Below are 24,214 nucleotides of genomic sequence, written 5' to 3'. Positions count from 1 at the left end.
TGGCCGGCCGCCGACGAGGAGTTGCTCTTCCAGGCGTCCCAACTGTGGTTCGCGTTCGCCGGCCGGCTCCGCACAGCGGTCGGGGAGGCGGAGGCGGGCGCTGCGAAGGTCGGGATGACGAACAGCGGGGACGACGTCCGCGCGTTCGAGCAGGCGTGGCAGGGCGAGGAGGGTGCACCGCGCCGGATGGAGGACGGCGCGCAGGCGGCTGAACTTATCGGTACGGCGTTGCTGGTGATGGCCATCATCACCCTGACCCAGAAGGTCCTCGTCATCGTCCAGCTGACGATTCTGGTGATTCAGGTAGCGATGGCGTTGGCGGCAGCGGCACCCAGCCTCGGCTCCTCGTTGGCCTCGATCCCCGTCTCGATCGGCCTGGCCCGGATGGCCATCCAGCGGATCATCAAGGAGATCATCGAGCGGGTCGTCAAGGAGATCATTCCGCGGTTGTTGAAGCGTGCGAAGACGCTGCTGCGCCGTTTCAACCGCAAGGGCGCGAAGCCGGGTGGCCCCGGACGACCCGGTGTGCCCGGTCCGCACACCTCCCCGCGCTACCACAACACAAAGCCGATGCTCGACAAGTACCGCAACGAGCACCTGCCCGGAGGGCACTTCCCGACGGCGGTGCGCCGGCTCAGTCCAGAGGAACTCGAACAACACCGGGTCTTCTTCGACAGCAACGGCATGTTGCGCAGCGCCAGAAGCGGCGAGCCGTTCGACACGTCGAGCGCTCAGACCGTTTTCAGCGGAAACGGTCAGGCGATTTTCGTGATGGACCGGAACGGCAACCTCTATGCGTCCAACTACCAGAAGGTCGGCGACTTCCATCACTCCACACTGGGCAACGGGCAGCCGGTCGCCGCGGCGGGCGAGTTGGTCGTCAAGGACGGTAGGGTCCAGTACGCGACGGCACGCAGCGGTCATTACCAGCCCGATGTGAGCCACATGGCCAATCTCGACGCCGAGTTCAAGCGCAACGGCGTGGGCGGGGTTCCGATCCTTGCCTGGGACGGCAGCCAGATCTTCTAGGGGAGTCGACGAGCATGGGTACGGACAGCTGGAAGGGCCACGTCAACGGAATCCTCTACGGGATCCAGTTCGACCGGGTGCTCGACGACTCGGTAGTGACCCGGGTCGTCGACGGGGTGACCGCCGGGCTCTACCCGGGAGACAGGGCTGAGACGCGGGACGCACTGGACCAGGCGCTGCGCTATTCGGGCCCGCTGAACGACCAGGCTGAGACGCACCACGGTGAGGACGAGATCCGCTCGTTCTTCGGCCGACTCTCCGCCGCACTGGCCACTCCGCCTTCGAGCTGATCAAGAGGTTTGCGTCAAGGAACTGCCTTCCGGTGACGCAAACTTCTTGATCAACGGGAGTGGGGACGGGCGAGGGCGAGGGCGGCGGGAGTGGTACCAGGTGGCGAAGAGGGCTGCCGCCAGGAGCAGCTCGGCCAGGTCGCCGCCGTAGTACATGAGTAGGGCGGCCGAGCGAAACGCTTCCGGGTCCCGGTCGCTGAGGCCGGGCGGGAGGGTTTCGGCCTGGGCGTACAGGTACTTGGCCAGCACGGCGTGGCCAGCCGACGCGGCCAGTAATGCGCCGACCCGTACCGCCAGTCCGGGGCGACGCGGCGCCGGGTCCGGCCCGGCCAACGACCAGGCGAAGAGGTACCCGGCGGCCAGGTAGTGCAGGTGCACGGCGTGGTGCAGGACGGGTTGCCGTTCGGCCGCCGCGTACAGCGGGGTGAGCAGCACCAACGCCAACCCGCCGGTGGTCAGCAGCGCGGCGGTGACCGGGTGGGCGAGCAGGTGCAGCGGACGGGCGCGCAGCAGGAGGCCGACCGCTCGGCGTACCGGCGGCGGCGCTACCCGCAGCAGCAGCGTCACCGGGGCGGCGAGCACCAGCCCCAGCGGGGCCAGCATGCCCAGCAGCAGGTGCTGCGTCATGTGCCCGCTCGGGTTGTCGGGGAGTTGGGCCAGCGGTCCGACGGCGACCGCCAGCAGGGCGCAGCCGACCAGCCAGGAGGCGGTGCGTCGGTGGTCCCAACCCCGCGGGTCCCGAACGGCGGCCAGCACGTAGGCGACCGCCAACAACGCGACCGGGAACAGCGGGAACCAGTTCGGCCCGGCCGCATCGTGTCCGGCGTGCGCCAGCGGCCCGGCCACCGTCATCGGGGGCCGGCGCCGGGCCGGCGGGAGCGGGCCCGCCACAGGACGGCGACGCCGGCCAGCAGCAGCACAGCGCCGGCCACGTTCCAGACCACGTCGTACGGCACCAGGTGTACGCCGTAGCGGATCTGGTGCAGTCGGAGCACCTTGTGGTCGACGAGCCCGTCGAAGAGCTGGAATCCTCCGGCGCCGAGCAGGAAGCCACCCCAGGCCAGCCGGCTCGCCAGGGCATGCCGTCGACGCAGGTCGGCGAACCAGAAGAACCCACCGACCAGGGCGATCACCTCGGCGGCGTGCAGCAGCCCGTCCGAGAGCAGCGCCACCGAGGGGGTGGAGCGGTCGTAGAAGTGGTGCCAGGCGAGGAGTTGGTGAAAGACGATCTCGTCCACCGCGGCCATGATCGCGATGCCGATCAGGACGCCGACGAGGGTGGAGGAACGAACGTCGGCGGAACGGGGCCTCGACAGGCTCGAATCGACCACCACACACCTCGCAGTCAGCTGGATCAGGTTGCAAATACCCCGAACCGCACGAAACATGCCGGGCCGACGCGGCGGGAAGGCCCATTGGCTCGGTGGCACATCCCCGTTTCGTGACTTCCGGGCCACTGACGGCATGATCATGGAGCCTGGAGGGGCAGCGACAGCCAGATACCGAGAAGGAGGTGCCCGTGCCGGACGCGGACGAACTCGTCGCCAACGCGCTCGCGGCGGTGCGCGGCACTGACGTACGGCAGGCCGAACGGCAGCTGGACCAACTGATGGTCGGCACCGGCGCCGCGGACGGCACCACGGCGGTGGACGCCGCTCTGCTGCGTCGCCTGGTCCGCGGCCTGGGCCGGCTCTGGCCGCGCGGTTGGCAGCCGGTCGACGTGGACCGGATCACCGGTCGACGGCTCGACGCCCGCGCGGCCCGGCTGGTCCGTGCCGCGATGGCCGTCCAGCGACGCGTCCAGGCCGAGCCGATCCCGGCCTGGTGGGACGACCAGCTACGCGAGCTGGTGGCCACCGAGGGCGGTGCTGACGGCGGCGTGTTGGCGGGTTGGGCAATCCGGGAGGGTCTAGACCGGGCCGACGCGCTCCGCGCGGCCGTGGACACCCTCGCGCTGGTGGAGAGCCTGCCGCCGATCGCGGTGCTGCGCCCACCGCCGGGCACGAGCGGCGCGGCACTGCCCCGCACTGCGGGCACGGCTCGCAGCGGGTCGCCGATGCTGGATCGGGTGCGGGCGCTGCTGGCGAAGGCCGAGTCGACCACCTTCCCGGCGGAGGCGGAGGCGCTGACCGGGAAGGCCCAGGAGCTGATCGCCCGGCACAGCATCGACGAGGCGCTGCTGGCAGCCGGGTCGGAGCGCGGAGACCTGCCCGGCGGGGTACGCCTGAGCACCGACGCCCCGTACGCGGGCGCGAAGGCGCTGCTGGTGCAGGAGGTGGCGGCGGCGAACCGGTGCGAGGCGGTCTGGTCCGACGATCTCGGCTTCGCCACAGTGCTGGGCTGGCCGGCCGATCTGGTGGCGGTGGAGTTGCTCTACACGTCGCTGCTGGTCCAGGCCACTGCGGCGATGCTGCGGGGGCGTGCCGAGCGCCGGCCGGGGTCGGGGCGACGGACGAAGGTCTGGGACGAGTCCTTCCTCAACGCGTTCGCGCTGCGGATCGGCGAGCGGCTGCGCACGGCCACCGAGGCGGCGACAAACGCGGCGGACCAGGCGGCGGCCGAGACGGCCGGGGCGGAACGGCTGTTGCCGGTGCTCGCGGCGCGGGGCGAGGCGGTCCGGGAGCGGTTGGACACGCTCTTTCCCGGCGTCACCCGGCACCGGCTCAGCGTGCGCGACGCCGAGGGCTGGTCGTCCGGCACCTCGGCCGCCGACCGGGCTTCGCTGGACGTCGGCGGTGCCCGGAAGCCCCGACAGGTGCCCGGCCGACCCGATCCGCGCTGAACCATCCGGCGTGGGAACGCACCCAGCGGATGTTTCTGCGATTTTCTTCGGTACGCGGTAGGGATCGGGGGAACGGCTCCGACCCTCCGGTGAGTCGCGCCCCGGTTGGGTGCGACCGGAGCCTGAGGAGCATCGCCGTGAAGTACATGCTGCTGATCTGGAACCGGCCCGGCTTCACCGAGGAGCTGAGCGAGCAGGAGCGCACCACGCTCTTCGGTGAGGTCGACGAGATCATGAAGGAGCTGACCGAGACCGGCGAGCTGATCGGCGGCCAGGCGTTGGCCAGTCCGTCGCAGACGTCGACGGTCCGGCTCGTAAACGGCAGCCCCGAGGTCCTCGACGGCCCGTTCATGGAGAGCAAGGAGCAGTTCGCCGGTTACCTGGCCGTCGACTGCGACAGCCCGCAGCGCGCTGCCGAGATCGCCGCCCGCTGGCCGGACGTCAGGTACGGCGGCGCGATGGAGGTCCGCCCGATCATGGACGAGGCCGGGACGGAGATGTGACCGAGGACCGGACGGTCGAGGATCTGCTGCGCACGTTCGCGCCGCAGGTCCTCGGCCTGCTGGTCCGTCGGCACGGACAGTTCGACAGATGCGAGGACGCGGTCCAGGAGGCGCTGCTCGCCGCCGCGACGCAGTGGCCCGGGCAGGGCGTACCGGACAGTCCGCGCGCCTGGTTGCTCACAGTGGCCACCCGACGGCTCACCGACGAGTGGCGCAGCGAGAGCGCGCGCCGGGACCGCGAGGTGGTGGTGGCGCGGCGCGAGCCGGCGTACGCCGCGGTGGCGCCCTCGGCGGACGCGGAGCCCGCCGTTCCGGCCGACGACGACACCCTCACACTGCTGTTCCTCTGCTGCCACCCGGCGCTGCCCGGATCGGCGCAGGTGGCGCTCACCCTGCGGGCGGTCGGCGGTCTCAGCACCGCCCAGATCGCCCGGGCGCACCTGGTGCCCGAGGCGACGATGAGTCAACGGATCCGGCGGGCCAAGCAGCGGATCGAGGCCGCCGGGGCGAGGTTCACCATGCCCGGGCCGGCCGAGCGGGGCGAGCGGCTGGGAACGGTGCTGCGGGCGCTCTACCTGATCTTCAACGAGGGCTACACCGCGTCCAGCGGCCCGGATCTGCGCAGGGCCGAGCTGACCGGCGAGGCGATCCGGCTGGCTCGCATCCTGCGCGGGCTGCTGCCCGACGACGGCGAGGTGACCGGGCTGCTGGCGCTGATGCTGCTGACCGACGCGCACCGGGCGGCCCGGGTGGGGCCGGACGGGGAGTTGGTGCCGCTGGCCGAGCAGGACCGTTCCCGGTGGGACTCCGCCGCCATCGCGGAGGGGGTCGCCCTGATCACCGAGGCGCTGACCTGGTCGCCGCCCGGCCCGTACCAGCTCCAGGCGGCGATCGCCGCGGTGCACGCCGAGGCGTCGACGGCGGCGGAGACGGACTGGCGGCAGATCGTCGCGCTCTACCGACTGCTGGCCCGGATCGCGCCGAACCCGATGGTCACCCTCAACCAGGCGGTGGCGGTGGCCATGGTCGACGGGCCCCGGGCCGGGCTCGCCCTGCTCACGCCGTTGGACGCCGACGAACGCACGGCCGGGCACCACCGGCTGGCCGCCGTCCGGGCTCACCTGTTGGAGCTGGCCGGGGAGGTCGGTGCGGCGCGGGAGGCGTACCTGGTGGCGGCGCGGGGCACGACGAGCCGGCCCGAGCAGCGCTACCTGGAGGTACGGGCGGCCCGGCTGACCGGGCAGGGGTGAGCGACATCGTCTTGCCGTTTTGGCAATAATCTTTGCGCATCGTCCGGTCGCCGGTCACAGTCGTTGCCGACGCGCGAAGGAGCAGGCACCGATGACCGAGCAGCACGAGTTCGACAAGGACTACTGGGAGCGGCACTGGCACCAGGCACACCACGACCGTCCCGGCGCGATGAGCACGAGTCCCGCGCACCCGTACCTGGCCCGGGAGATCGGCGCTCTGGCACCGGGCTCGGCGCTGGACGCCGGGTGCGGCGCGGGCGCCGAGGCAATCTCGCTCGCCGCCCACGGCTGGCAGGTCACCGCTGTCGACATCGCACCCGTCGCGCTCGCCCGAGCCGCCGAACGCGCAGCGGAGAGCGGGGTGTCCGAGCGAGTGCGATGGGTGGAGGCGGACCTGACGACCTGGGCCCCGGAGACGAGGTTCGACCTGGTAACGACGCACTACGCGCACCCCGCGATGCCGCAGCTGGCCTTCTACGACCGCGTCGCTGGGTGGGTGGCCCCCGGCGGCACCCTCCTCATCGTCGGGCATCTGCACACCGCGGAAGCCACCGCGGCGGGGCACGGGCACGGGCATGGGCACGGACACCACCCGCCGGAAGAGGCATCGGTCACCCTCGCGGACATCACCGCTGGCCTGGACAGCAGCACCTGGGAGATCATCACTGCCGAGGAGCAACGCCGCACGATGCCGGGCCGGGAGGTCCCGCTGCACGACGTGGTCGTACGCGCCACCCGACGACGCTGAGCACACCGCTGCCGACCGCCGGGCGACCCGGCGGCCGGCAGCGGCCGTCACACCTCGGGTTCGACGGCCGGGCAGCTGGCACCCCCGGCGGGCACCACCTGATCGATCAGGTAGGAGTCGACGGCTCGTTGCACGCACGGGCTGCTGCTGTAGCTGCCGTGGCCCCACCCCTGGTAGCTGAGCAGCGCGCCGTGCCGACCCAACTGCCGCGCCACGTTGCGCGCCCAGCCGTAGCCGCTGGCCGGGTCGTGCACTGTGGCGGCGAGCAGCAGCGGCACGTCGGTATGGACCCGTAGCCGATGCTGCGGGTTGGCGACCGGCGTCGGGGTGCCCAGACAGGTGACCAGCGCGAACAGCGCCGGCGGGTAGCGCAGGTCCGGCGCGAGCCGGGCCGTCCGGCGCAGATGTCCGACGTACTCGCGGTAGTCGCGGACCGGCAGGCTCCAGTCCTGGCAGAAAACCGCGAAAGGGTACGGAGCCACGGCCTCGTCCGCCAACGGACGGACGCTCGGCGTGATGGCGGCGCCCTCCAGTCGGACGATCCACTCGGCCAGCCCCGGCCACCGCCAGGTGTCGTAGAACTCCTTGTGGGTGAGCCGGCTCAAATCGAACGGGGTCAGCACCACCCCGGGCCGTTTCGGGTCGGTCAGCAGGCCGCGCTCGGCCCGCACGTGCAGCCCGGCCCAGATCGCCCGGAGGTCCCGACCGTGCAGGGCACAGGCCGTGGACCGGTCACACCAGGCAACGAACTCGTCGAACGCGCCCTCCGCGGTGACGGCCTGGCTGTCGAGGAAGGCCCGGGTGCCGACGCTGTGGTCCATCGTGGCCTCGAGCACCATGGCCCGGACCCGGTCGGGGTACAGCTCGGCGTACCGCTGCCCGAGCAACGTGCCGTACGAGCTGCCGTGGAAGGTCAACTGCCGCTCTCCGAGCGCGGCGCGGACCGCGTCCAGGTCGCGGGCGGCGCTTGTGGTGTCGACGTGGTCGTAGAGCGCCCCGGTGCGGGCCCGGCAGTCGGCGCGCAGCAGGGCGTTGTTGGCCAGGACGGCGTCGAACTGGGCCTGGTCGGCGATCAGCTGTGGTTGCCGGGCGAGCAGGTCCCGGGCACAGACCACGGGGTGGCTGTCGCCGGTGCCGCGCGGGTCGAAGCTGACGATGTCGAACCGGGCACGCAGGTCGGTGCTGAACCGGGAGCTGCCGTCCACCACCCGGTCGACACCGCTGTCGCCCGGCCCGCCGGGGCCGAAGATCAGCGCGCCTTCCCGGGTGGCCGGCTTGGCGACCCGGCGGGCCAGCGACAGGTCGAAGCGCTCACCTCGGGGTCGGTCCCAGTCCACCGGCAGCGACAGGGTGCCGCACTCGGCGCTGCTGTCCTCGGCGCAGGGCCGCCAGTCGATCGTCGGGGCGGGCTGTGCTCGGGCGGCGGCCGGGCTCGCCGGGGTCAGGCCGGCTGCTGTGAGGGCCAGGGCGACCGCCCAGCCGACTGCGGATTTGCGTACGCGCAGCATGAGGTGCTGTCCTCTCCTCGAAGGAGCGTTGCCGGTGAAACTCGCCCACTGGGCGAGGTGATGCTGCTTCCACCCGGGCCGTCGAGTAGCCGCTCGACGGCCCGGGGCCGCTCTCGCCCGCCGGGTCAGTCGACCTCGCGCAGGACGCGTTCGAGCGTGGTCATCCGGGTCTCCATCCCGCCCAGCCGGCCGTCCATCGCGGCGAGCAGTCGGGCGTTCTCCGCCTGGGCCTGAGCGGCCGTCTCGGCGAGCCGGCGGTAGTCGTCCGCCCGGTCCGCCTCGTACCGGGCCCGCCGGGTCTTGGCGAGCTGCACGACGGTCACAGTGACCACGCTGATCAGGAAGGCGAAGATGCCGATCGCGCCGACCACCTCGGTCCAGTCGTGCTCGCTCATCGCTGTGCTCCCGGCTGCTCGCCCGACTCGGGCACTGTCAGCGTCTCGACCGCCGCCGCGATGACAGCGGGGGTGAGTGTGAGCACGAACGGCTCCACCTCGTAGTAGTTCATGGCCTTCCCGTCCTCCGACAACTCCAGGCGGGCGGTGACCAGCCCGGCCGCCGCCAGCTTCCGTAGGTGGACCTGCAACAGCGCCCGGCTGATGCCCAGTTGCCGGGCCAGCCCGCTGACGTACGCACGCTCGCGGGCCAGCGCGGCGACGACCCGCAGCCGGTGCGGGTTGGCCAGGGTGGCCAGCACCCGGACCAGGTCGTCGCCGGTCGGCGGTGAGGCGGTGCTCATAACCAGCCCTTGCACATGCCAAGGAAAGTTAGCAGGTGCCGGCGAGCTGCGGTGCGGACGGAAAACAGAATCAGGGGGATCTCAGGGTCGGCGAGAGAGGCCGGACACACAGCACGCCGGGCCGGTGATGATCACCGGCCCGGCGTGCGGGGTACGTCGTACGTCAGCTCTTGAAGGCGTCCTTGATCTTTTCGCCCGCCTGCTTGAGCTTGGCGGTGGACTGGTCAGCGCGACCCTCCGCCTCCAGCTGCTCGTTGTCGGTGGCCCGACCGGCGCCTTCCTTCAGCTTGCCGGTCGCGTCCTCGGTGGCGTTGTTGATCTTGTCGTCGAAAGCCATGCCAACCTCCATTGCGAGCGTCGCTACAACCACAGAGGTACCCCCGCCGTCACCGGCCCAACCATTACCGTCGTCACAGATCGGCAGCGGCCGGACGAAAGCGACGCAGGCGCAGGCTGTTGGCCACCACGAAGACCGAGGACAGCGCCATCGTGGCGCCGGCGATCATCGGGTTGAGCAGCCCGGCGGCGGCCAACGGCAGGGCCGCCACGTTGTATCCGAACGCCCAGAACAAATTGCCCCGGATGATGCCGAGCGTGCGCCGGGACAACCGGATGGCGTCCACCGCCGCGTCCAGGTCGCCCCGGACGAGGGTGAGGTCGGCTGCCTCGATCGCCACGTCAGCGCCGGTGCCCATGGCCAGCCCCAGGTCGGCCTGGGCCAGCGCCGGGGCGTCGTTGACCCCGTCACCGACCATCGCCACCGACCGCCCCTCGGCCTGAAGCCGCTTGATCACGTCGACCTTGCCGGCCGGCAGCACCTCGGCGATCACCTCGTCGACGCCCACCTCGGCGGCGACCGCACGAGCCACAGTGGTGTTGTCCCCGGTCAGCAGGACCGGGGTCAGCCCCAGCCCGCGCAGCCGGGCCACCGCCGCCCGGCTGGTCGGCCGGACCACGTCGGCGACGGTGAGCACGCCGCGGGCCTGTCCGTCCCAGCCGGCGACGATCGCCGTACGGCCCGCGGCCTCCGCGTCACGCACGGCCCACTCGACCTCCGGCGGTACGTCGATCTCACGCTCGCGCAGCAGCCGGACCCGGCCGACCAGCACTGCCAACCCGTCGACAGTGCCGGTCACCCCCAGCCCTTCGAGGTTGCCGAAGGCGGTCACCGGGGGCAGCGCGCCCGCGTCCGTGGCAGCGGCCGCGACCGCACGGGCGATCGGGTGTTCGGAGGCGGCCTCCACCGCCCCGGCGAGCCGGAGCAGCTCGGCCCGGTCCACGCCGCTCGCCGGCACCACGTCCACCAGTGTCATCCGGCCGGTCGTCACGGTGCCGGTCTTGTCGAGCACCACGGTGTCCACCCGGCGGGTCGACTCCAGCACCTCCGGGCCCTTGATCAGTACGCCGAGCTGAGCGCCCCGACCGGTGCCGACCAGCAGCGCCGTCGGGGTGGCCAGGCCGAGCGCGCACGGACAGGCGATGATCAGCACGGCCACGGCGGCGGTGAACGCGGCGGTCGGACCGGCCCCGGTGCCGAGCCACCAACCGAGAGTGCCGACGGCGAGGGTGATGACTATCGGCACGAAGACCCCGGAGATCCGGTCCGCCAACCGCTGCACGGCCGCCTTGCCGCTCTGCGCCTGCTCCACCAGGTCGGCCATCCGGGCGAGCTGGGTGTCCGCGCCGACCCGGGTGGCGGTGACGATGAGCCGCCCACCCGCGTTGATCGTGGCGCCGACCACGCCGTCACCCGGGCCGACCTCGACCGGCACCGACTCACCGGTGAGCATGCTGGCGTCGACAGCGGAGGTGCCCTCGTCGACCACCCCGTCGGTGGCGATCTTCTCCCCGGGGCGGACCACGAACCGGTCACCGACGGCGAGCCGGTCCACGGGGATCAGGGTCTCCACGCCGTCACGCAGCACCGTCACCTCCTTGGCCCCGAGGTCGAGCAGAGCGCGCAGTGCGGCGCCGGCAGTCCGCTTGGAACGGGCCTCGAAGAAGCGACCGGCCAGGATGAACACGGTGACCCCGGCGGCCGCCTCCAGGTAGATGTTGCCTGCGCCGTCGGTCCGGGTGATGTCGAAGCTGAACGGGTGCGTCATGCCGGGCATCCCCGCGTCACCGAGGAAGAGCGCCCAGAGCGACCAGCCGAACGCGGCCAGGGTGCCGAGCGACACCAGCGTGTCCATGGTGGCCGCGCCGTGCCGCAGGTTGGTCCAGGCGGCCCGGTGGAACGGCAGCCCACCCCAGACCACCACCGGGGCGGCCAGGGTCAGCGACAACCACTGCCAGTAGTCGAACTGCCAGGCCGGGACCATGGCCAGCAGGACCACCGGCACGCTCAGGGCCACCGACACCCAGAGCCGGGTACGCGGCCCCCGCAACGGGTCCACCGGGGGTTCGGCGCTGGGCGGGGCCGGCAGCGCCGCCGTGTAACCGGTCTTCTGCACGGTCCCGATCAGGTCGTCCGGCGTGACGCCGTCGGCGTACCGGACGGTCGCCTTCTCGGTGGCGTAGTTGACAGTGGCGGTCACCCCGTCCATCCGGTTGAGTTTCTTCTCGATCCGGGCGGCGCACGCGGCGCAGGTCATCCCGCCGATCGCCAGTTCGATCCGGTTCGGCGCCTCGGGCAGCGGTCTGCTGGTGGTGGTCATCTTCTGGTCCCGTCAGTTGTGTCCGTGCCCGGGGGTGCCGTGGTCGGCCCCGCCGGTCGGTGCGGGCCCGCTCGGGGTGGGGGCCCCTTTGGTCGGGGCAGCGCCGGCGACCACCGTGAACTCGGCGGTGTGCACCCGCCCGCCGTGTTGGAAGTCGAGGTAGAGCCGGTAACTGCCGGCCGAGGGCACCTCGGCGAGGAAGGTGACGGCAGGACCGGGCCGGGTGCGCCCATCGCCGGGCTTTCCGTCCGGGTGCACGTGCAGGTACGCCAGATCACCCCGACGTAGAGCCACCAGGTGCCCGTACGCGCCCAGGTAGGGCTCCAGGTCGGTGACCGGCTGACCGTCCCGGCTGACGGTCACTGTCAGCGACGACGTGCGGCCGGGCTGCGGCGCTCCGGTCAGGGTGACCGTGTAGCCGTCGACGGTGGTGCTGGTCGCCGGAGCGGGCAACGGCCGTTCGGTCAACTCGCCGGGGACTGTCACGTCCACGCCGAGGGTCAGCGGTTCGCCCCCGGTCGGGGTGAAGTCGGCGAACGCCCGCCACTGCCCGGGGCCGGCCAGCGGGGTGTCGACCCGCCAGGTGCCGTCCGGGGCCAGCTCGGGGTGGACGTGACGGAAGCCGGAGAGGTCCCGACGGGCGACGATCAGATGCATCTGCTTGTCGTGCGCCACGTCGTACCGGGTGACCGGGCGGCCGTCCGGGCCGGCGATCCGGAAGGCGAACTCGTCGGCCGGGGCGTCGACCGGTTCGAGGGTGTAGCCCCGGTCGGAGACGAGCAGCCCGCCGGGGAGCCGGTCGGCCGTCCCGCCCCGTTCGTCCGCCGTCGGGGTGGTGGCGGCATCGTCGTGCCGGCTCTCGGCGACCGGGGCGGTGTCGACGACCCGGCCGATCCCGTAGGTGGCGCCGAAGATCGCCGCCAGGCCGACGGCGAACCCGGCCAGTCTCGTCACGGTGCGCACGTCGGCCCGCCGATCACGCGTCGACGAGGTCGTAGCCGGCCTCGTCGACTGCGGCTCGGATGACAGCGGTGTCCAGTGGCTGATCGCTGCTGACGGTGACCCGGCCGGCCGCGAGGTCGACCTGGACGTCACGCACGCCGGCGATGGCGCCGACCTCGGCGCTCACCGCGCTGACGCAGTGCCCGCAGGTCATGCCCTGCACCTGGTACGTCGTGTTGACCATTGGATCGTCTCCTTCGCGGTACCGGTACCCCGTGGGGGTATCTCAACAGAACCGACCGTACCATACCCCCTGGGGGTACGCTATCCTTGTCGACATGACCGCACCCACCCCGATCCGCGGATACACCGCCAGCAAGGACCAGCTGCTCGCGCGGCTCCGCCGCGTCGAGGGGCAGGTCCGGGGCATCGAGAAGATGGTCGACGACGACCGCTACTGCATCGACGTGCTCACCCAGATCTCCGCCATCCAGGCCGCCCTCGACAAGGTGGCCCTCGGGCTGCTCGACGGGCACGCCCGGCACTGCATGCACGAGGGCGCCGCCGAGGGTCGGGCCGACGAGATGGCCACCGAGATGATGGCGGCGGTCGGCCGGCTCATGAAGCGCGGCTGACCGGGCTCAGTCCGGCGCGGGGTCGAGACGGACCCTGCGCAGCAACTGCGCGTTGAGCGCCACCACGATGGTGGACGCCGACATCAGCACCGCGGCCAGCGCCGGGCTCAACGCCACGCCGGCCCAGGCCAGCACCCCGGCGGCCAGCGGCAGCGCCACCACGTTGTAGCCGGCCGCCCAGGCCAGGTTCTGTCGCATCTTCCGGTACGACGCCCGGGACAGCCGGACCACGGCACCCACCCCGCGCGGGTCCGAGGACGCCAGCACCACCCCGGCGGACTCGATGGCCACATCGGTGCCCGCGCCGATCGCGATACCCACGTCCGCCCGGGCCAGCGCCGGCGCGTCGTTCACCCCGTCACCGACCATCGCCACGACCAACCCCCGCCGCTGGAGCTCGGCCACCCGATCGTCCTTCGCCGCCGGCAGCACCTCGGCGAAGACCTCGTCGACCCCAGGTCGGAAGCCGAGGTCGGCGGCGACCGCCTCGGCCACCGGCCGGGCGGCTCCAACATGCCGCCTCGGAGACCGCCGCGCGAGCGGTTCGGCCGCCCGACACTCCGCCACGACCTGCAACCCCCGGGAGGGCTGGCTAGCATCTCCCACGATGGCCCTCCGAATGCCGCTGCACAGTCGGGCACCGGCGCCGCCACGTCGTGGCGGCGCCCCCGGCCGACCGGGCCGAGCACTGACCGTCCGTGATCAAGCGGTCGTCAGGCAGCGATCCGCCCCGCCGTCCGCCGCGTTTCCACCGCAACGGTGAACCGCCCGGCCCGCTGACCCGTATCCCGCACCGGATCGTTGGGAGTCTCACCTTGGCCGCCGACCACACTCACCCCGCTCCGTCCGCCCCACCACGGGTGCGACGGATCCTCGTCGTGACGGTGGTACCCCTCTTCGTCGCCACCGTGCTGGCCGCAGTGCTGCTCTGGCCGCGCGGCGGGTCACCGCAGACCGACGGTGGTGCGGACGTGCCGCGCTACCCCGGCACTGTCACCCGGGTGGTGAGCGAGCCGTGCCCGCCGGTGCCGTCGGTTCCGGAGGGCACACCGAGGGTCGGCGACGGGCGGTGCGGCACTGTCGACGTCCGGGTGGACGACGGGCCGACCGCCGGCCAGCAGGTGCGCACACCGGTGCCCGACGGGCCCGGCGCACCCCGGGTCGAGGTCGGCGACGAGGTCGTCCTGGTCGAACTGGCCGATCCGATCGATCCCACCGTCAGCAACTGGAACATCGCCGAGCACCAACGCGGCACCCCGATGGTGTGGCTGGCGGTGGTCTTCGCGGCCGCGATCGTCGCGTTCGGTCGGTGGCGGGGCCTGGCAGCGCTCGCCGGGCTGGCCGCCAGCTTCGCCATCCTGCTCACCTTCGTGCTGCCGGGCATCAGCGCGGGCAGGTCACCGCTGCTGGTGGCGGTGGTCGGCGCGGCCCTGATCATGTTCGTGGTGCTCTATCTGACCCACGGGGTCACCGCACAGACCTCGGTCGCAGTGCTCGGCACCTTGGGCAGCCTGGTGCTGACCGGCGTGCTCGCCACCATCGCCACGGCCGCGACCCACCTCACCGGCTTCGGCAGCGAGGACGCCACCACCCTGTCGATGTTCCAGGGCGACGTGGACCTGCACGGTCTGCTGCTCGCCGGCATCATCATCGGATCGCTCGGGGTGCTCGACGACGTGACGGTCACCCAGGCGGCCACCGTCACCGAACTGGCGAACGCCAACCCCGGGCTGACCCGGTTGCAGCTGTACCGTGCCGCCACCCGGGTCGGCCGCGCGCACATCGCCTCCACCGTCAACACCATCGTGCTGGCGTACGCGGGCGCGTCACTGCCCCTGCTGCTCCTGCTCACCGCCGACTCGCGGCCGATCGGGCAGATCCTCACCAGCGAGTTCCTCGCGCAGGAGATCGTCCGCAGCGCGGTCGCCACCCTCGGCCTGATCGCCGCCGTGCCGCTGACCACCGGGCTGGCCGCGGTGGTGACCGCCGCCGGGCGTACCGATGCCACGGCGTCCACCGACGCTCCCGCGCCCCGGCCCCAGCCGGACCGCAGCGAGGCACTGGCCGCACTCAGCTCACCGCGTACGGCCGGCTCCGACGAGCCGGACCGGACGCGGACCGCACCCCCATCAGAGGCCACCGACCGGTGGCCGGAGTCGAACAGGAGCACGGATACGGCATGGTGACACTCCTCAGCGTGACCAGATCGGGCATCCACCCTGAGAACCGCGTCACTGGTCACTCAACGCTATGGCGAAATGACGCTTTTGGTCGGCATCCAGGCATAGCTCAGCCGGTCGACTCTCGGGTAACCTCGCTGCCGGTTACCGATGAAGGCGCGAAGCGGCGCCTGCGGTGCCACCGCCCAATCGCCAACCGGCGAGCCGGGGACCCAGGTGCCTGGGGTGAATCCGCGTCAGCGGTAGGGGCCACTTCCGCCCCGAACCCGTCAGCTAACCCGGTCGGCGGTCGACGGAAGGGAACATTGTGACGGCACCCCTACGCCGCTGGTTGACTCCCGTGGTGGCCGTGATCGCCGCACTTACCGTGCTCGCCGGGCCGCTCCCGGCGCACGCCGCCCCGACGAACCCCACACCGTCCGGGCACGAGGAGGACGGCGAGCCCAAGCTGCTCAACGACGTCATCGAGCAGGCCAACCGCGACTACTCCGCCGCAAAGTCCAAGCTGGACAAATCCAAGAAGCGGCAGAGCGAGTTGGCGGCGGAGGTCAACCGGGCCAAGGCTGACCTGGACGCGTTGGCCCCGCAGGTCGGGCGGATCGCCGCCCAGGCGTACCGGACCGGCCGGATCGGCGCTGTCGCGATGCTGCTGGAGAGCGACGCTCCCGACTCGTTCGTCCAGCGCGCCGGGATGCTCGACGAGATGAACATGGTCAACGAGAAGAAGCTCTCCGAGGTCAACGAGGTGAAGGCCCGCGCCGAGCAGGCCAAGCTCGCCCTCGACACCGAGGTCCGGGAGCAGCAGAAGCAGACCGCCCTGATGGCGAAGCGCAAGAGCGAGGCCGACAAGGCGCTCTCCCTCGTCGGCGGCAAGGGTTTCACCGGCGGCCTGGTGGATGCCACCTCCAAGGTCGCGAAGATCGGCCCGGGTCGCACGGCCGACGGTGACTGGAAGCCCCAGTCGTGCAGCGAGAACGACCCCACCACGTCCGGCTGCGTCACGCCGCGCACCCTGCACGCGTACAAGGAGGTCAAGGCGGCCGGCTTCAACCGGTTCGTCGGCTGCTACCGCCCCGGCGGGCCGTGGGAGCACCCGAAGGGCCGCGCCTGCGACTGGTCGCTACAGAAGAGCGGGTTCTCCCCGTGGCACAACAACGACACCCGGACGTACGGCAACAACGTCGCCGCGTTCCTCATCCGTAACGCCGACCGGCTCGGCATCTACTACGTGATCTGGAACCGGCAGATCTGGTTCCCGGCCACCGGCTGGAGCTCGTACAGCGGGCCGTCGAACCACACCGACCACGTCCACATGTCGCTGCTCTGACCCGCACGATCCCCGACGAGGGCCGTTCCGCGTGACGCGGAGCGGCCCTCGTCGCGTCAGACGGTGGCAGGCGCGGCCGGTTCGGTCGACTCGGTCGAGGCCGGGGGCTCCAATGTCGCGAAGCCGGCCGGTACGGCGGCCACCGTGCGCACCGCTCCGGCGGCCAGCCGGTAGGACACCCCCACCACCGCGCACCGCCCCCGCGCCACCTCGTCGGCCAGCACGGGCGACTGCCCGAGCAACGTCTCGACGGTCTGGGCGATGTGGATGTCGACGATGCCGTCGATGTCGTCCACGCCCTCGGACGTGGCGCGGCGCAGGCTGGGCAGCACGGCGTCGACCACCGCGCGCAGATGGCCGCTCGACGCGGTACCGGTCGCGGCGGACTCCCGGGCGGCCTGCACCGCACCGCAGGAGTCGTGGCCGAGCACCACCACCAGCGGGGTGCCGAGCACTGTCACCGCGTACTCGACGCTGCCGAGCACCTCGGGGCCGGCGGTGTGCCCGGCGGTGCGAACCACGAACAGGTCGCCCAGGCCCCGGTCGAAGATGATCTCGGCGGCCAGCCGCGAGTCGGAGCAGCCGACGATCACCGCGAACGGGTGTTGCCCGTCGGCCACTGCGGCCCGGTGCCCGGCATCCTGGTTGGGGTGGCGTGGGGCGCCATCGACGAAGCGCCGGTTGCCGGCGACCAGCTCGGCGTACGCCCGGGTCGGCTCGCTGAGCGCGGTGGCCCGGTCGGTGGTCCGCTGCGGACCCGGCTGACCGCCGGAGCTCCCGGTATGACTCATCCCGCACCTCGTCTCGACGCATCTGACCTGGTCAAACCGGCTCTCCGCCGGCCGGGCGGCGGGCGCTGGCTCGCGCTCCACCGTCACACGCACCGTAAGATGCGTCAAGGTATGCGTGATTTAGATTTCATACGTTGACTCCGACCACCCCCTGGGCAACCGTCCCGGGGCACGGCGGACCAGACTCTCGCGAGGGCAGACGGACATCCGGAAAGGCGGTAACACGATGGCGAGCACGGTGACGGACGACACCGGCGGCGGGCGGAACTGGACGTTCCTCACCAATCACGGACACGTCCTGCTGGCCATCGCCCGCGATCCGACGGCCCGGCTGCGCGACGTCGCGGCCGAGGTCGGAGTGACCGAACGGGCCGCGCAGGCGATCGTCGCCGACCTGGAGGCGGGCGGTTACCTGCACCGCACCCGGGTCGGGCGACGTAACGAATACACCCTCAACCCGGCCGGCCGGTTCCGGCACCCCGCCGAGGCCGACCGGCAGGTCGGCGACCTGCTCGCGCTGTTCGCCGACGCTTCCACCGCGAAGGCGGAGCCCGGGGCCTGACCCTGCTCACCGGGGGCCGCTGACCGACGGCCACGGCGGTAACCTTTGCGGGTGCGCGAATGCCCGCCGTTGAGCGCGACCCCGTCCCGCCGTGCCCTTCGCGGCGTCCTCAGTGGAACGCTGGCGGTCCTGCTCGGCGCCGGCCTGGTGGCACCCGCCCCCGCGACCGCCGCGCCGCCCCTCTGCGGTCCCACCGGCACCGACAGCCTGACCCAGGTGCCGTGGGCGCTCCGCCGGCTGGAGCCGTCCTCGGCGTGGCCGCTGTCCCGGGGCGCCGGGATCACGGTGGCCGTGATCGACTCCGGAGTCTCCGCCGCCCACCCGCTCCTCAAGGGGCAGGTGCTCGAGGGTCGCGACTTCAACGGTCTGCCGGCCCGCCAGGGCCAGTGCGACGAGGCCGGGCACGGCACGCTGATCGCCGGCATCATCGCGGGCCGGGAGGGCACCGTCGTCCCCTTCAGTGGCATCGCCCCGGCCGCCCGCATCCTGCCGATCCGGGTTCTGCCGCAGCTCGGCGCGGTCAACAACCCGCAACTCCCCGCGCAGATCGCCGCCGCCATCGACTGGGCGGTCGAGCAGGGCGCCGACGTGATCAACCTGTCCCTGACCACAATTCCCCGCCCCGAACTGACGGCGGCCGTCGAGCGCGCGCTGGCCAAAGGGGTGGTGCTGGTCGCCGCCGCGGGCAACCGGTCGGAAGACTCGCAGAACCTGCCGGGTTACCCGGCCGCGTACCCCGGGGTGATCGCGGTCGGCGGGGTGGACGAGCAGGGCGGCCACGTCGGCACCTCGATCAGCGGCGACTACGTCGACATCGCCGCACCCGGGATGAACATCGTCGGGCCGGCACCCGGAAACAGCGGCTACCGCACCGTGCCGGAGGGCGGCACCAGCTACGCCGCCGCGTACGTGTCGGGAGTGGCCGCGCTGGTCCGGGCCGCCTACCCCAGTCTCGACCCGCAGCAGGTCGCGGATCGGCTGAAACGCACCGCGGACAACCCACCCGAGGGTCAGAACGCCGACATCGGGCACGGGATGGTCAACCCGTACCGGGCGGTGTCGAGCCTGCTCGGCACCCGGTCGAACCCGCCGGCCGGCGCGCTCCCGGCACCCGCCGTACGGGACGACCCGCTGAGCTGGCAGCGCCCCATCGCGATCTGGGCGGCGGTCATCGGCGGGCTACTCGCCGGGTTGCTGCTGGTCGCGCGACCGATCACGGCCCTCGGCCGCCGACGCGACTGGCGCCCCGGCCGACGCACCGACGCGCCAACTGCCGGCTGAGCGGCGCACCGCAGCCCGGTCCCGGCGCCTACGGCAGCCAACGCCAGACACAGTGCGGCTCCGGGCCGGACGAACCGGACCGGAGCCGCTCGTGCGAATGCCTCAGCTCCACACCTTGGAGTTGCTCATCTCCGTGGTGAGGTAGTTTTCGCGGGCGATGCCCACGGCACCGCCGATCTCGTTCAGGATCCGGTTGATGTCCCGGACCGCCGCGTCCCACTTCGCCTGGTGCTGCTCGTAGGCAACCCGGTCCTCGCCGTCCCAGTGCAGCTTGGTCAGCATCGAGCGCAGCGTGTCAAGCTTTTCCTCGAGGGTCTTCGAGATGGCCTGCATCTGCTGGTTGCTGCTCTCGAGGACCGCATAGTCAACTTTGATCGTCACGATTTCCTCCTCTGCCGGCTACGGATCACGGGTTGAGAGCAGAGTGGAACTTGTCCAGCATCTGCTGCTGCTCTTCGTCGTTGACCTGGTGCGTCGTACCCGACTTGTCGAGCAGGTCAGCGATGCTGTCCATCGCCGTCAGCAGTTTGACGGTGTCCTCGTTCCAGCGCGTCATCAGCGACTGGAAGCCCGTGGACGCCTGACCCTTCCACGCGATGGCCAGGTCATCGACGACGTTCCACAGCTTCTTCAGCTCGCCGTCGACCTCGCTGCGCGTGGACCGCACGTCACTCGCGGCGGTATGCAGAGTCGCAGCTTCGACCTCGAACGCCATGCTTCACACCCTTCCGTCTGTTGTGGTGGCGGCTTCGCCGCACCCCTCCCCCGCGGCAAGGCAGCAACACCCCACCGACGGACACTCCTGTGAAGACCGTAGCGGAACGTGTCCAGCCCTCGCAGCCCTGACCGGCGACGTTCGATGGATGATGGTGAATCGGGCCGGAACGGCCCACCACCCCCCTGCCGAACGACCGACAGCGCTCAGGTTGGTTCGGACCAGGCGGTCTGAATCAGCTGCTGGCCGTCACGACGGCGGACCAGGGTGCCACGGCCGGGCGGTTGCGGGCTCGGCCGCAACGTGCCGAAGACCGCGCCCTCCTCCCGGTTTCCGGACATCAGCAGGCCCGGCGAGTCCAACTCCCGCAGTCGTTGCAGCACCGGCTCGTACAGCGCCCTGGACACACCACCGACCCGGCGCGTGACGATCAGGTGCAGACCGATGTCGCGGGCCTGCGGCAACAGCTCGTGCAGGGCGCTCAGCGGGTTGCTGCCGCCCGAGGCCACCAGGTCGTAGTCGTCCACCAGGATGTACAGGTCCGGACCCTTCCACCAGCTCCGATCACGCAGCTGGGCGGTTGTCACGTCCGGGCCGGGCAGTCGGTTGGAGAGGGCGCTGCGGATCGACCCGAGCCCCTGGGCGAACGCCTGGTTCGACGGGGCGTAGTCGAGCAGGTGGTCACCCTCCACCGCCCCCAGCAGGCCACGCCGGTAGTCGGCGATCACCAGCCGGGCCTGCGCAGGCGTGTACCGCTCGGTGATCCCCCGGGCGATCAGGCGCAGCAGGTTGGTCTTGCCGCACTCCGCGTCGCCGAAGACCGTCAGGTGCGGCTCGTTGGCCAGATCCAGGTAGACCGGCGCGAGTGCCGACTCGTTGACACCGATCGGGAGACCGGGTGCCGACCGGTCGATGATCCGGGCCAGCTCCGCCACCGGCAGCCGGCGCGGAAGCAACCGTACCTTCGGCGCCGGACGCCCCGGCCAGTTCGCCGCCACGTGCCCGGCCAGGGACAGCGACGCCTCGCTCAGATCGTCGATGTCGCGACGGCCGTCGATCCGCGAGATGGCGGTGAGGAAGTGCAGCTTGTCGCGGGTCAGGCCACGACCGGGCGACTTCTCCGGTACGTTGTTCGCCGCCCGACGGTCGATCTCGGACTCCGACGCGTCGCCGAGGCGCAGCTCCAACTTGGTGCCGAGCAGATCCCGCATGTTGATCCGGATCTCCGCCCACCGTACGGCGGTGAGCACCACGTGCACACCGAAGCCGAGGCCCCGGTTGGCCAACGTGGTGATGGTCTGCTCCAGCTCCTCGTACTCCTGGCGCAGGGTGTTCCACCCGTCCACCACCAGGAACACGTCGCCGAACGGGTCGTCGGCGAACTCGCCGGCGGCACGGCGACGGCGGTAACTCGCCACCGAGTCGATGCCGTGCTGGGCGAAACGAGCCTCCCGCTCGTCCAGGACGGCGACCACCTCGGCCACCGTCCGGCGGACCGCCTCGACGTCGCGTCGACCGGCCACCCCGGCCAGGTGCGGCAACCGCTCCATGCTGCGCAGCGCGCCCCCGCCGAAGTCCAGGCAGAAGAACTGCACCTCCCGCGGAGTGTGCGTGAGCGCCAGCGAGGCCAGCAGCGTACGCAGCATCGTGCTCTTGCCACTCATCGACCGACCGACGATGACCACGTTGCCGCCAGCCCCGGCCAGCTCGACCATCATGGGGTCCCGGCGCTGCTCGTAGGGACGGTCCACCACACCGACCGGCACCGTCAGTCGCCCGCGCCCGGGCCAGGAGGCGGTGCACAACCCATAGGTCGGGTCCACCGCCAGCGGACCGAGCAGCTCACCCAGGCCCGGCGGGTCGGCAAGCGGCGGCAACCACACCTGGTGCGCCGGGCGGCCCCGGCCCTTGAGCTGGTCGATCAGCACGTCGAGCATCGCGACGGCCTTGCCGTCGGCCGGCTGCTCCGGCTCCGGAGCGGTGGCCACCGGCACCTGCGGGACCTGCACCGGAACGAAGTCGAGACCGTACGGCACGATCCGCCGCTGCACCAACGCCTGCGAGGCGGACGCCTGCTGCCCCGGCGCCCGGTACGCCCCCGACACGTACGCGGCCCGGAACCGCAGCATGGTGCTGGTGTCCGTCTTCAGGTAGCCGTGGCCCGGCGCGTTCGGCAGCTCGTACGCGTCCGGTACGCCGAGCACGATCCGGCTCTCCACAGCGGAGAACGTCCGCAGACCGATCCGGTACGACAGGTGCGTGTCGAGGCCCCGCAGCTTGCCCTCTTCGAGGCGCTGGCTTGCCAGCAGCAGGTGCACGCCGAGGGACCGACCCAACCGGCCGATCATCACGAACAGGTCGATGAAGTCCGGTTTGGCGGCGAGCAGCTCGCTGAACTCGTCACAGATGATCAGCAGGCTAGGCATCGGCGCCAGCGGCTCACCGGCCGAGCGCGCCTTCTCGTACTCGAAGCGGGAGACGTAGTTGCCGGCCGCCCGCAGCAGTTCCTGCCGGCGCACCATCTCGCCGGCGAGCGCGTCGCGCATCCGGTCGACGAGCGGCAACTCGTCGGCCAGGTTGGTGATCACCGCGCTGGTGTGCGGCAGGGCCTCCAGCGAGGCGAAGGTCGCGCCGCCCTTGAAGTCGACCAGGACGAAGTTCAGTTCCTCCGACGAGTGGGTCACCGCCAACGCGGCCACCACCGTACGCAGCAGCTCGCTCTTGCCGGAGCCGGTCGCACCGATCACCAGACCGTGCGGGCCCATGCCCTCGTGCGCCGACTCCTTGAAGTCGAGTTCGACCACGTTGCCGTCCGGGCCGACGCCGAGCGGGATGCGCAGCCGGTCGCGGTGCCCACGCGGGCGCCAGGTGTTCTGCACGTCCACCGCCGCGGCGTCACCGACGCCGAGCAGATCCGGCAGCTCCGTGCTGCGGGCCAGCGGCTCGTCGCCGCCGGTCTGCTGCTGGGAGAGCCGGAAGGGGGCGATCTGTCGGGCCAGCCCCTCCGCGGCCTCGGCGCTGAGCCGGTCGGGCCGACCCAGCGTCGACGACGAGCTGCCCCGGACCAGGTCGAGTGAACCTCCGTCATTGACATCGAGGCAGAGCAGCCAGCGGCCGGCGTCGCGTGGCACCGTCCCGGAGAGGTCGATCACTGTGGCGCCGAGCAGCCCTGGACCAACCAGCTGACAGGTCGGTGAGATCTCCCCGCCGTCGATCACCACGACCAGGTGCGGGGCGGTGGTCAGCGGCTTGGCCTCCGGCGCGAACCGAGGCCGCCCGGCCCGCTCGGCGGCGAGCGATGCCTCGGCCTCGGCCAGGCTGGCGAAGACCAGGCGGCGCGCGCCGGCCGCGTCCGTACGACCGCTGTGGTGGGCGTGTGGCAGCCACTTCACCCAGCCCCAGGAAGACTGCCGGTCGGGTGCGGCGACCACCGCGATCACCAGGTCGTCCGGTGCGTGGAAGGTGGCCAGCTGCCCCAGCGCCGCCCGGGTCAGGTCGAGCACCGGCTCGCGGTCGCCGCGCAGCACCACCCGACTGAACGCGCGAACCGACAGCGCCGTCGGCAGTTCGGGCACAGTGGAGTGTGCCCGGACGAACCGACGAAGCGCGATGGCGCTCATCGGCTCCAGGTCCTCCACCGGCTTCGTCTCCGGTGGAACGATCTCCACGGCGAGCCGCTGCGGGCCGAGGGCGATCCGGGTCTCGCCGAAATCGTCCTCGGTGATCCGCCGCTCCCAGAGTCGCCGGGACGCGGCGATCGACCAGAGCGCGTCGGGCTCCGGGTGCCGCCAGGCCATCGCGGCCCGCTGCTGCTCGGCGGCACGGCGGGTGCGCTTGCGCATCTGCGCCAGGTAGCGCATGTAGTCGCGGCGATCAGCGTTCAGCTCCGCCTTGTCCTTGCCACCGCTGTTGGCCAGCGAGCCGATCGCCATGCCGAGCATCGAGACACCGAACAGACCACCGGCGACGTAGGTCATCATGCCGCCGCCCTTGCCGGCGTAGAGGAACGCCATGGCACCGACCCCGCAGAACATCGGCAGGATCATGAGTAGCTGCCCCATCCCGCGGGGCGTCGGCTCGGGCAGCTCGGGAGGCGACTCCAGCAGCACCTCGCCGCGCGGTAGGGCCGGCCCCGGCTGACGCGGGAGCCGGCGGAACACCACAGTGCTCACGGCTGTCTCCTCCCCAGAAGCGGCCCTGATGACGTGCGGCCCGCGGAACACCGCCCGCGGGTGGGCATCGTACGTGCCGTCATCGTAGGTAATCTGCCGTGTG

General features: G+C 71.7%; 24 protein-coding genes, 1 pseudogene and 1 riboswitch. Of the genes and pseudogenes, 11 read left to right on the top strand and 14 right to left on the bottom strand.

The features are described 5' to 3' along the window. The first annotated feature begins 186 nt into the window (after positions 1-186). The gene (locus KBX08_RS10740; protein WP_210782899.1) at positions 187-1,029 is read left to right on the top strand and encodes a hypothetical protein; all 843 of its coding nucleotides are present in this window, start codon (positions 187-189) and stop codon (positions 1,027-1,029) included. A gap of 14 nt (positions 1,030-1,043) precedes the next feature. Continuing rightward, positions 1,044-1,319 carry a hypothetical protein gene (locus KBX08_RS10735; protein WP_210782897.1) on the top strand — a complete coding sequence of 92 codons (276 nt, stop codon included), beginning with the start codon at positions 1,044-1,046 and terminating at the stop codon, positions 1,317-1,319. Here the strand turns inward: KBX08_RS10735 and KBX08_RS10730 are convergent, their stop codons facing one another. Both KBX08_RS10730 and KBX08_RS10725 read right to left on the bottom strand, forming a co-directional pair. Then, positions 1,320-2,171: a cytochrome c oxidase assembly protein gene (locus tag KBX08_RS10730; RefSeq protein ID WP_210782895.1), complete on the bottom strand. Its 852-nt coding sequence runs from the start codon at positions 2,169-2,171 to the stop codon at positions 1,320-1,322. It abuts the gene before it with no gap. Then, positions 2,168-2,650, bottom strand: coding sequence for a DUF2243 domain-containing protein (locus tag KBX08_RS10725; protein ID WP_210782893.1), 483 nt, complete (start codon positions 2,648-2,650; stop codon positions 2,168-2,170). Before KBX08_RS10725 ends, KBX08_RS10730 begins: the two co-directional genes overlap by 4 nt. A 188-nt stretch (positions 2,651-2,838) precedes the next feature. Here KBX08_RS10725 and KBX08_RS10720 point away from each other — a divergent pair, with 188 nt between their 5' ends. From KBX08_RS10720 to KBX08_RS10705, 4 genes are all read left to right on the top strand, one after another. Beyond that, positions 2,839-4,101 (top strand): DUF2786 domain-containing protein, encoded by a 1,263-nt coding sequence (locus KBX08_RS10720; protein WP_210782891.1) that lies wholly within the window; start codon positions 2,839-2,841, stop codon positions 4,099-4,101. A gap of 146 nt (positions 4,102-4,247) precedes the next feature. Continuing rightward, a complete protein-coding gene (locus KBX08_RS10715; protein ID WP_238690835.1) occupies positions 4,248-4,604 on the top strand; it encodes a YciI family protein in 357 nt (118 codons plus the stop codon). Next, positions 4,601-5,854, top strand: coding sequence for an RNA polymerase sigma factor (locus tag KBX08_RS10710; protein WP_210782887.1), 1,254 nt, complete (start codon positions 4,601-4,603; stop codon positions 5,852-5,854). The genes KBX08_RS10715 and KBX08_RS10710 overlap by 4 nt, the downstream gene beginning before the upstream one ends. Before the next feature lie 91 nt (positions 5,855-5,945). After that, positions 5,946-6,602, top strand: a complete 657-nt coding sequence (locus KBX08_RS10705) for a bifunctional 2-polyprenyl-6-hydroxyphenol methylase/3-demethylubiquinol 3-O-methyltransferase UbiG (protein ID WP_210782885.1) — start codon at positions 5,946-5,948, stop codon at positions 6,600-6,602. 47 nt (positions 6,603-6,649) lie between these two features. Here the strand turns inward: KBX08_RS10705 and KBX08_RS10700 are convergent, their stop codons facing one another. From KBX08_RS10700 to KBX08_RS10670, 7 genes are all read right to left on the bottom strand, one after another. Continuing rightward, positions 6,650-8,110 (bottom strand): alpha/beta hydrolase, encoded by a 1,461-nt coding sequence (locus tag KBX08_RS10700; RefSeq protein WP_210782884.1) that lies wholly within the window; start codon positions 8,108-8,110, stop codon positions 6,650-6,652. 125 nt (positions 8,111-8,235) lie between these two features. Next, complete coding sequence (locus tag KBX08_RS10695; protein ID WP_091395128.1) at positions 8,236-8,505, bottom strand: hypothetical protein; 270 nt, start codon at positions 8,503-8,505, stop codon at positions 8,236-8,238. Next, entirely contained in the window at positions 8,502-8,849 is a 348-nt protein-coding gene (locus KBX08_RS10690) for an ArsR family transcriptional regulator (protein ID WP_210782883.1), read from the bottom strand. The genes KBX08_RS10695 and KBX08_RS10690 overlap by 4 nt, the downstream gene beginning before the upstream one ends. Positions 8,850-9,012: 163 nt before the next feature. After that, the gene (locus tag KBX08_RS10685; protein ID WP_210782881.1) at positions 9,013-9,186 is read right to left on the bottom strand and encodes a CsbD family protein; all 174 of its coding nucleotides are present in this window, start codon (positions 9,184-9,186) and stop codon (positions 9,013-9,015) included. Between the two features lie 73 nt (positions 9,187-9,259). After that, positions 9,260-11,506: a cation-translocating P-type ATPase gene (locus tag KBX08_RS10680; protein ID WP_210782879.1), complete on the bottom strand. Its 2,247-nt coding sequence runs from the start codon at positions 11,504-11,506 to the stop codon at positions 9,260-9,262. Between the two features lie 12 nt (positions 11,507-11,518). Further along, entirely contained in the window at positions 11,519-12,469 is a 951-nt protein-coding gene (locus KBX08_RS10675; RefSeq protein WP_210782877.1) for a hypothetical protein, read from the bottom strand. A 13-nt stretch (positions 12,470-12,482) separates the two neighbouring features. Further along, entirely contained in the window at positions 12,483-12,692 is a 210-nt protein-coding gene (locus KBX08_RS10670) for a heavy-metal-associated domain-containing protein (protein WP_210782875.1), read from the bottom strand. 94 nt (positions 12,693-12,786) lie between these two features. Here KBX08_RS10670 and KBX08_RS10665 point away from each other — a divergent pair, with 94 nt between their 5' ends. Then, the gene (locus KBX08_RS10665; protein WP_030329541.1) at positions 12,787-13,083 is read left to right on the top strand and encodes a metal-sensitive transcriptional regulator; all 297 of its coding nucleotides are present in this window, start codon (positions 12,787-12,789) and stop codon (positions 13,081-13,083) included. Positions 13,084-13,089: 6 nt separating this feature from the next. Here the strand turns inward: KBX08_RS10665 and KBX08_RS10660 are convergent. After that, positions 13,090-13,656, bottom strand: a pseudogene (locus KBX08_RS10660) (HAD-IC family P-type ATPase); the annotation flags it as partial. Positions 13,657-13,898: 242 nt separating this feature from the next. Here KBX08_RS10660 and KBX08_RS10655 point away from each other — a divergent pair. Next, positions 13,899-15,269 carry a YibE/F family protein gene (locus KBX08_RS10655; RefSeq protein ID WP_210782873.1) on the top strand — a complete coding sequence of 457 codons (1,371 nt, stop codon included), beginning with the start codon at positions 13,899-13,901 and terminating at the stop codon, positions 15,267-15,269. 166 nt (positions 15,270-15,435) lie between these two features. After that, positions 15,436-15,566: riboswitch (cyclic di-AMP (ydaO/yuaA leader) on the top strand. Between the two features lie 4 nt (positions 15,567-15,570). After that, positions 15,571-16,590 (top strand): hypothetical protein, encoded by a 1,020-nt coding sequence (locus tag KBX08_RS10650; RefSeq protein ID WP_210782871.1) that lies wholly within the window; start codon positions 15,571-15,573, stop codon positions 16,588-16,590. Positions 16,591-16,646: 56 nt separating this feature from the next. Here the strand turns inward: KBX08_RS10650 and KBX08_RS10645 are convergent, their stop codons facing one another. Next, complete coding sequence (locus tag KBX08_RS10645; RefSeq protein ID WP_210782869.1) at positions 16,647-17,381, bottom strand: carbonic anhydrase; 735 nt, start codon at positions 17,379-17,381, stop codon at positions 16,647-16,649. 226 nt (positions 17,382-17,607) lie between these two features. Between KBX08_RS10645 and KBX08_RS10640 the strand changes: the two genes are divergently transcribed. Continuing rightward, positions 17,608-17,943: a MarR family winged helix-turn-helix transcriptional regulator gene (locus KBX08_RS10640; protein WP_210782867.1), complete on the top strand. Its 336-nt coding sequence runs from the start codon at positions 17,608-17,610 to the stop codon at positions 17,941-17,943. A 51-nt stretch (positions 17,944-17,994) separates the two neighbouring features. Beyond that, positions 17,995-19,224: a type VII secretion-associated serine protease mycosin gene (gene mycP, locus KBX08_RS10635; RefSeq protein ID WP_307850505.1), complete on the top strand. Its 1,230-nt coding sequence runs from the start codon at positions 17,995-17,997 to the stop codon at positions 19,222-19,224. 102 nt (positions 19,225-19,326) lie between these two features. On the opposite strand, the gene KBX08_RS10630 is transcribed toward mycP, so the two are convergent. From KBX08_RS10630 to eccCa, 3 genes are all read right to left on the bottom strand, one after another. Further along, the gene (locus KBX08_RS10630; protein WP_030329555.1) at positions 19,327-19,605 is read right to left on the bottom strand and encodes a WXG100 family type VII secretion target; all 279 of its coding nucleotides are present in this window, start codon (positions 19,603-19,605) and stop codon (positions 19,327-19,329) included. A gap of 25 nt (positions 19,606-19,630) precedes the next feature. Continuing rightward, positions 19,631-19,939 (bottom strand): WXG100 family type VII secretion target, encoded by a 309-nt coding sequence (locus tag KBX08_RS10625; RefSeq protein ID WP_030329557.1) that lies wholly within the window; start codon positions 19,937-19,939, stop codon positions 19,631-19,633. Positions 19,940-20,145: 206 nt separating this feature from the next. Continuing rightward, positions 20,146-24,111 carry a type VII secretion protein EccCa gene (gene eccCa, locus KBX08_RS10620; RefSeq protein ID WP_210782865.1) on the bottom strand — a complete coding sequence of 1,322 codons (3,966 nt, stop codon included), beginning with the start codon at positions 24,109-24,111 and terminating at the stop codon, positions 20,146-20,148. Positions 24,112-24,214: the final 103 nt, after the last annotated feature.

Origin of the sequence: Micromonospora sp. H61 (assembly GCF_018070325.1) — a bacterium.
Classification (GTDB): Bacteria; Actinomycetota; Actinomycetes; order Mycobacteriales; family Micromonosporaceae; genus Micromonospora; species Micromonospora salmantinae.
This window is presented reverse-complemented; position numbering and strand designations above follow the sequence as displayed.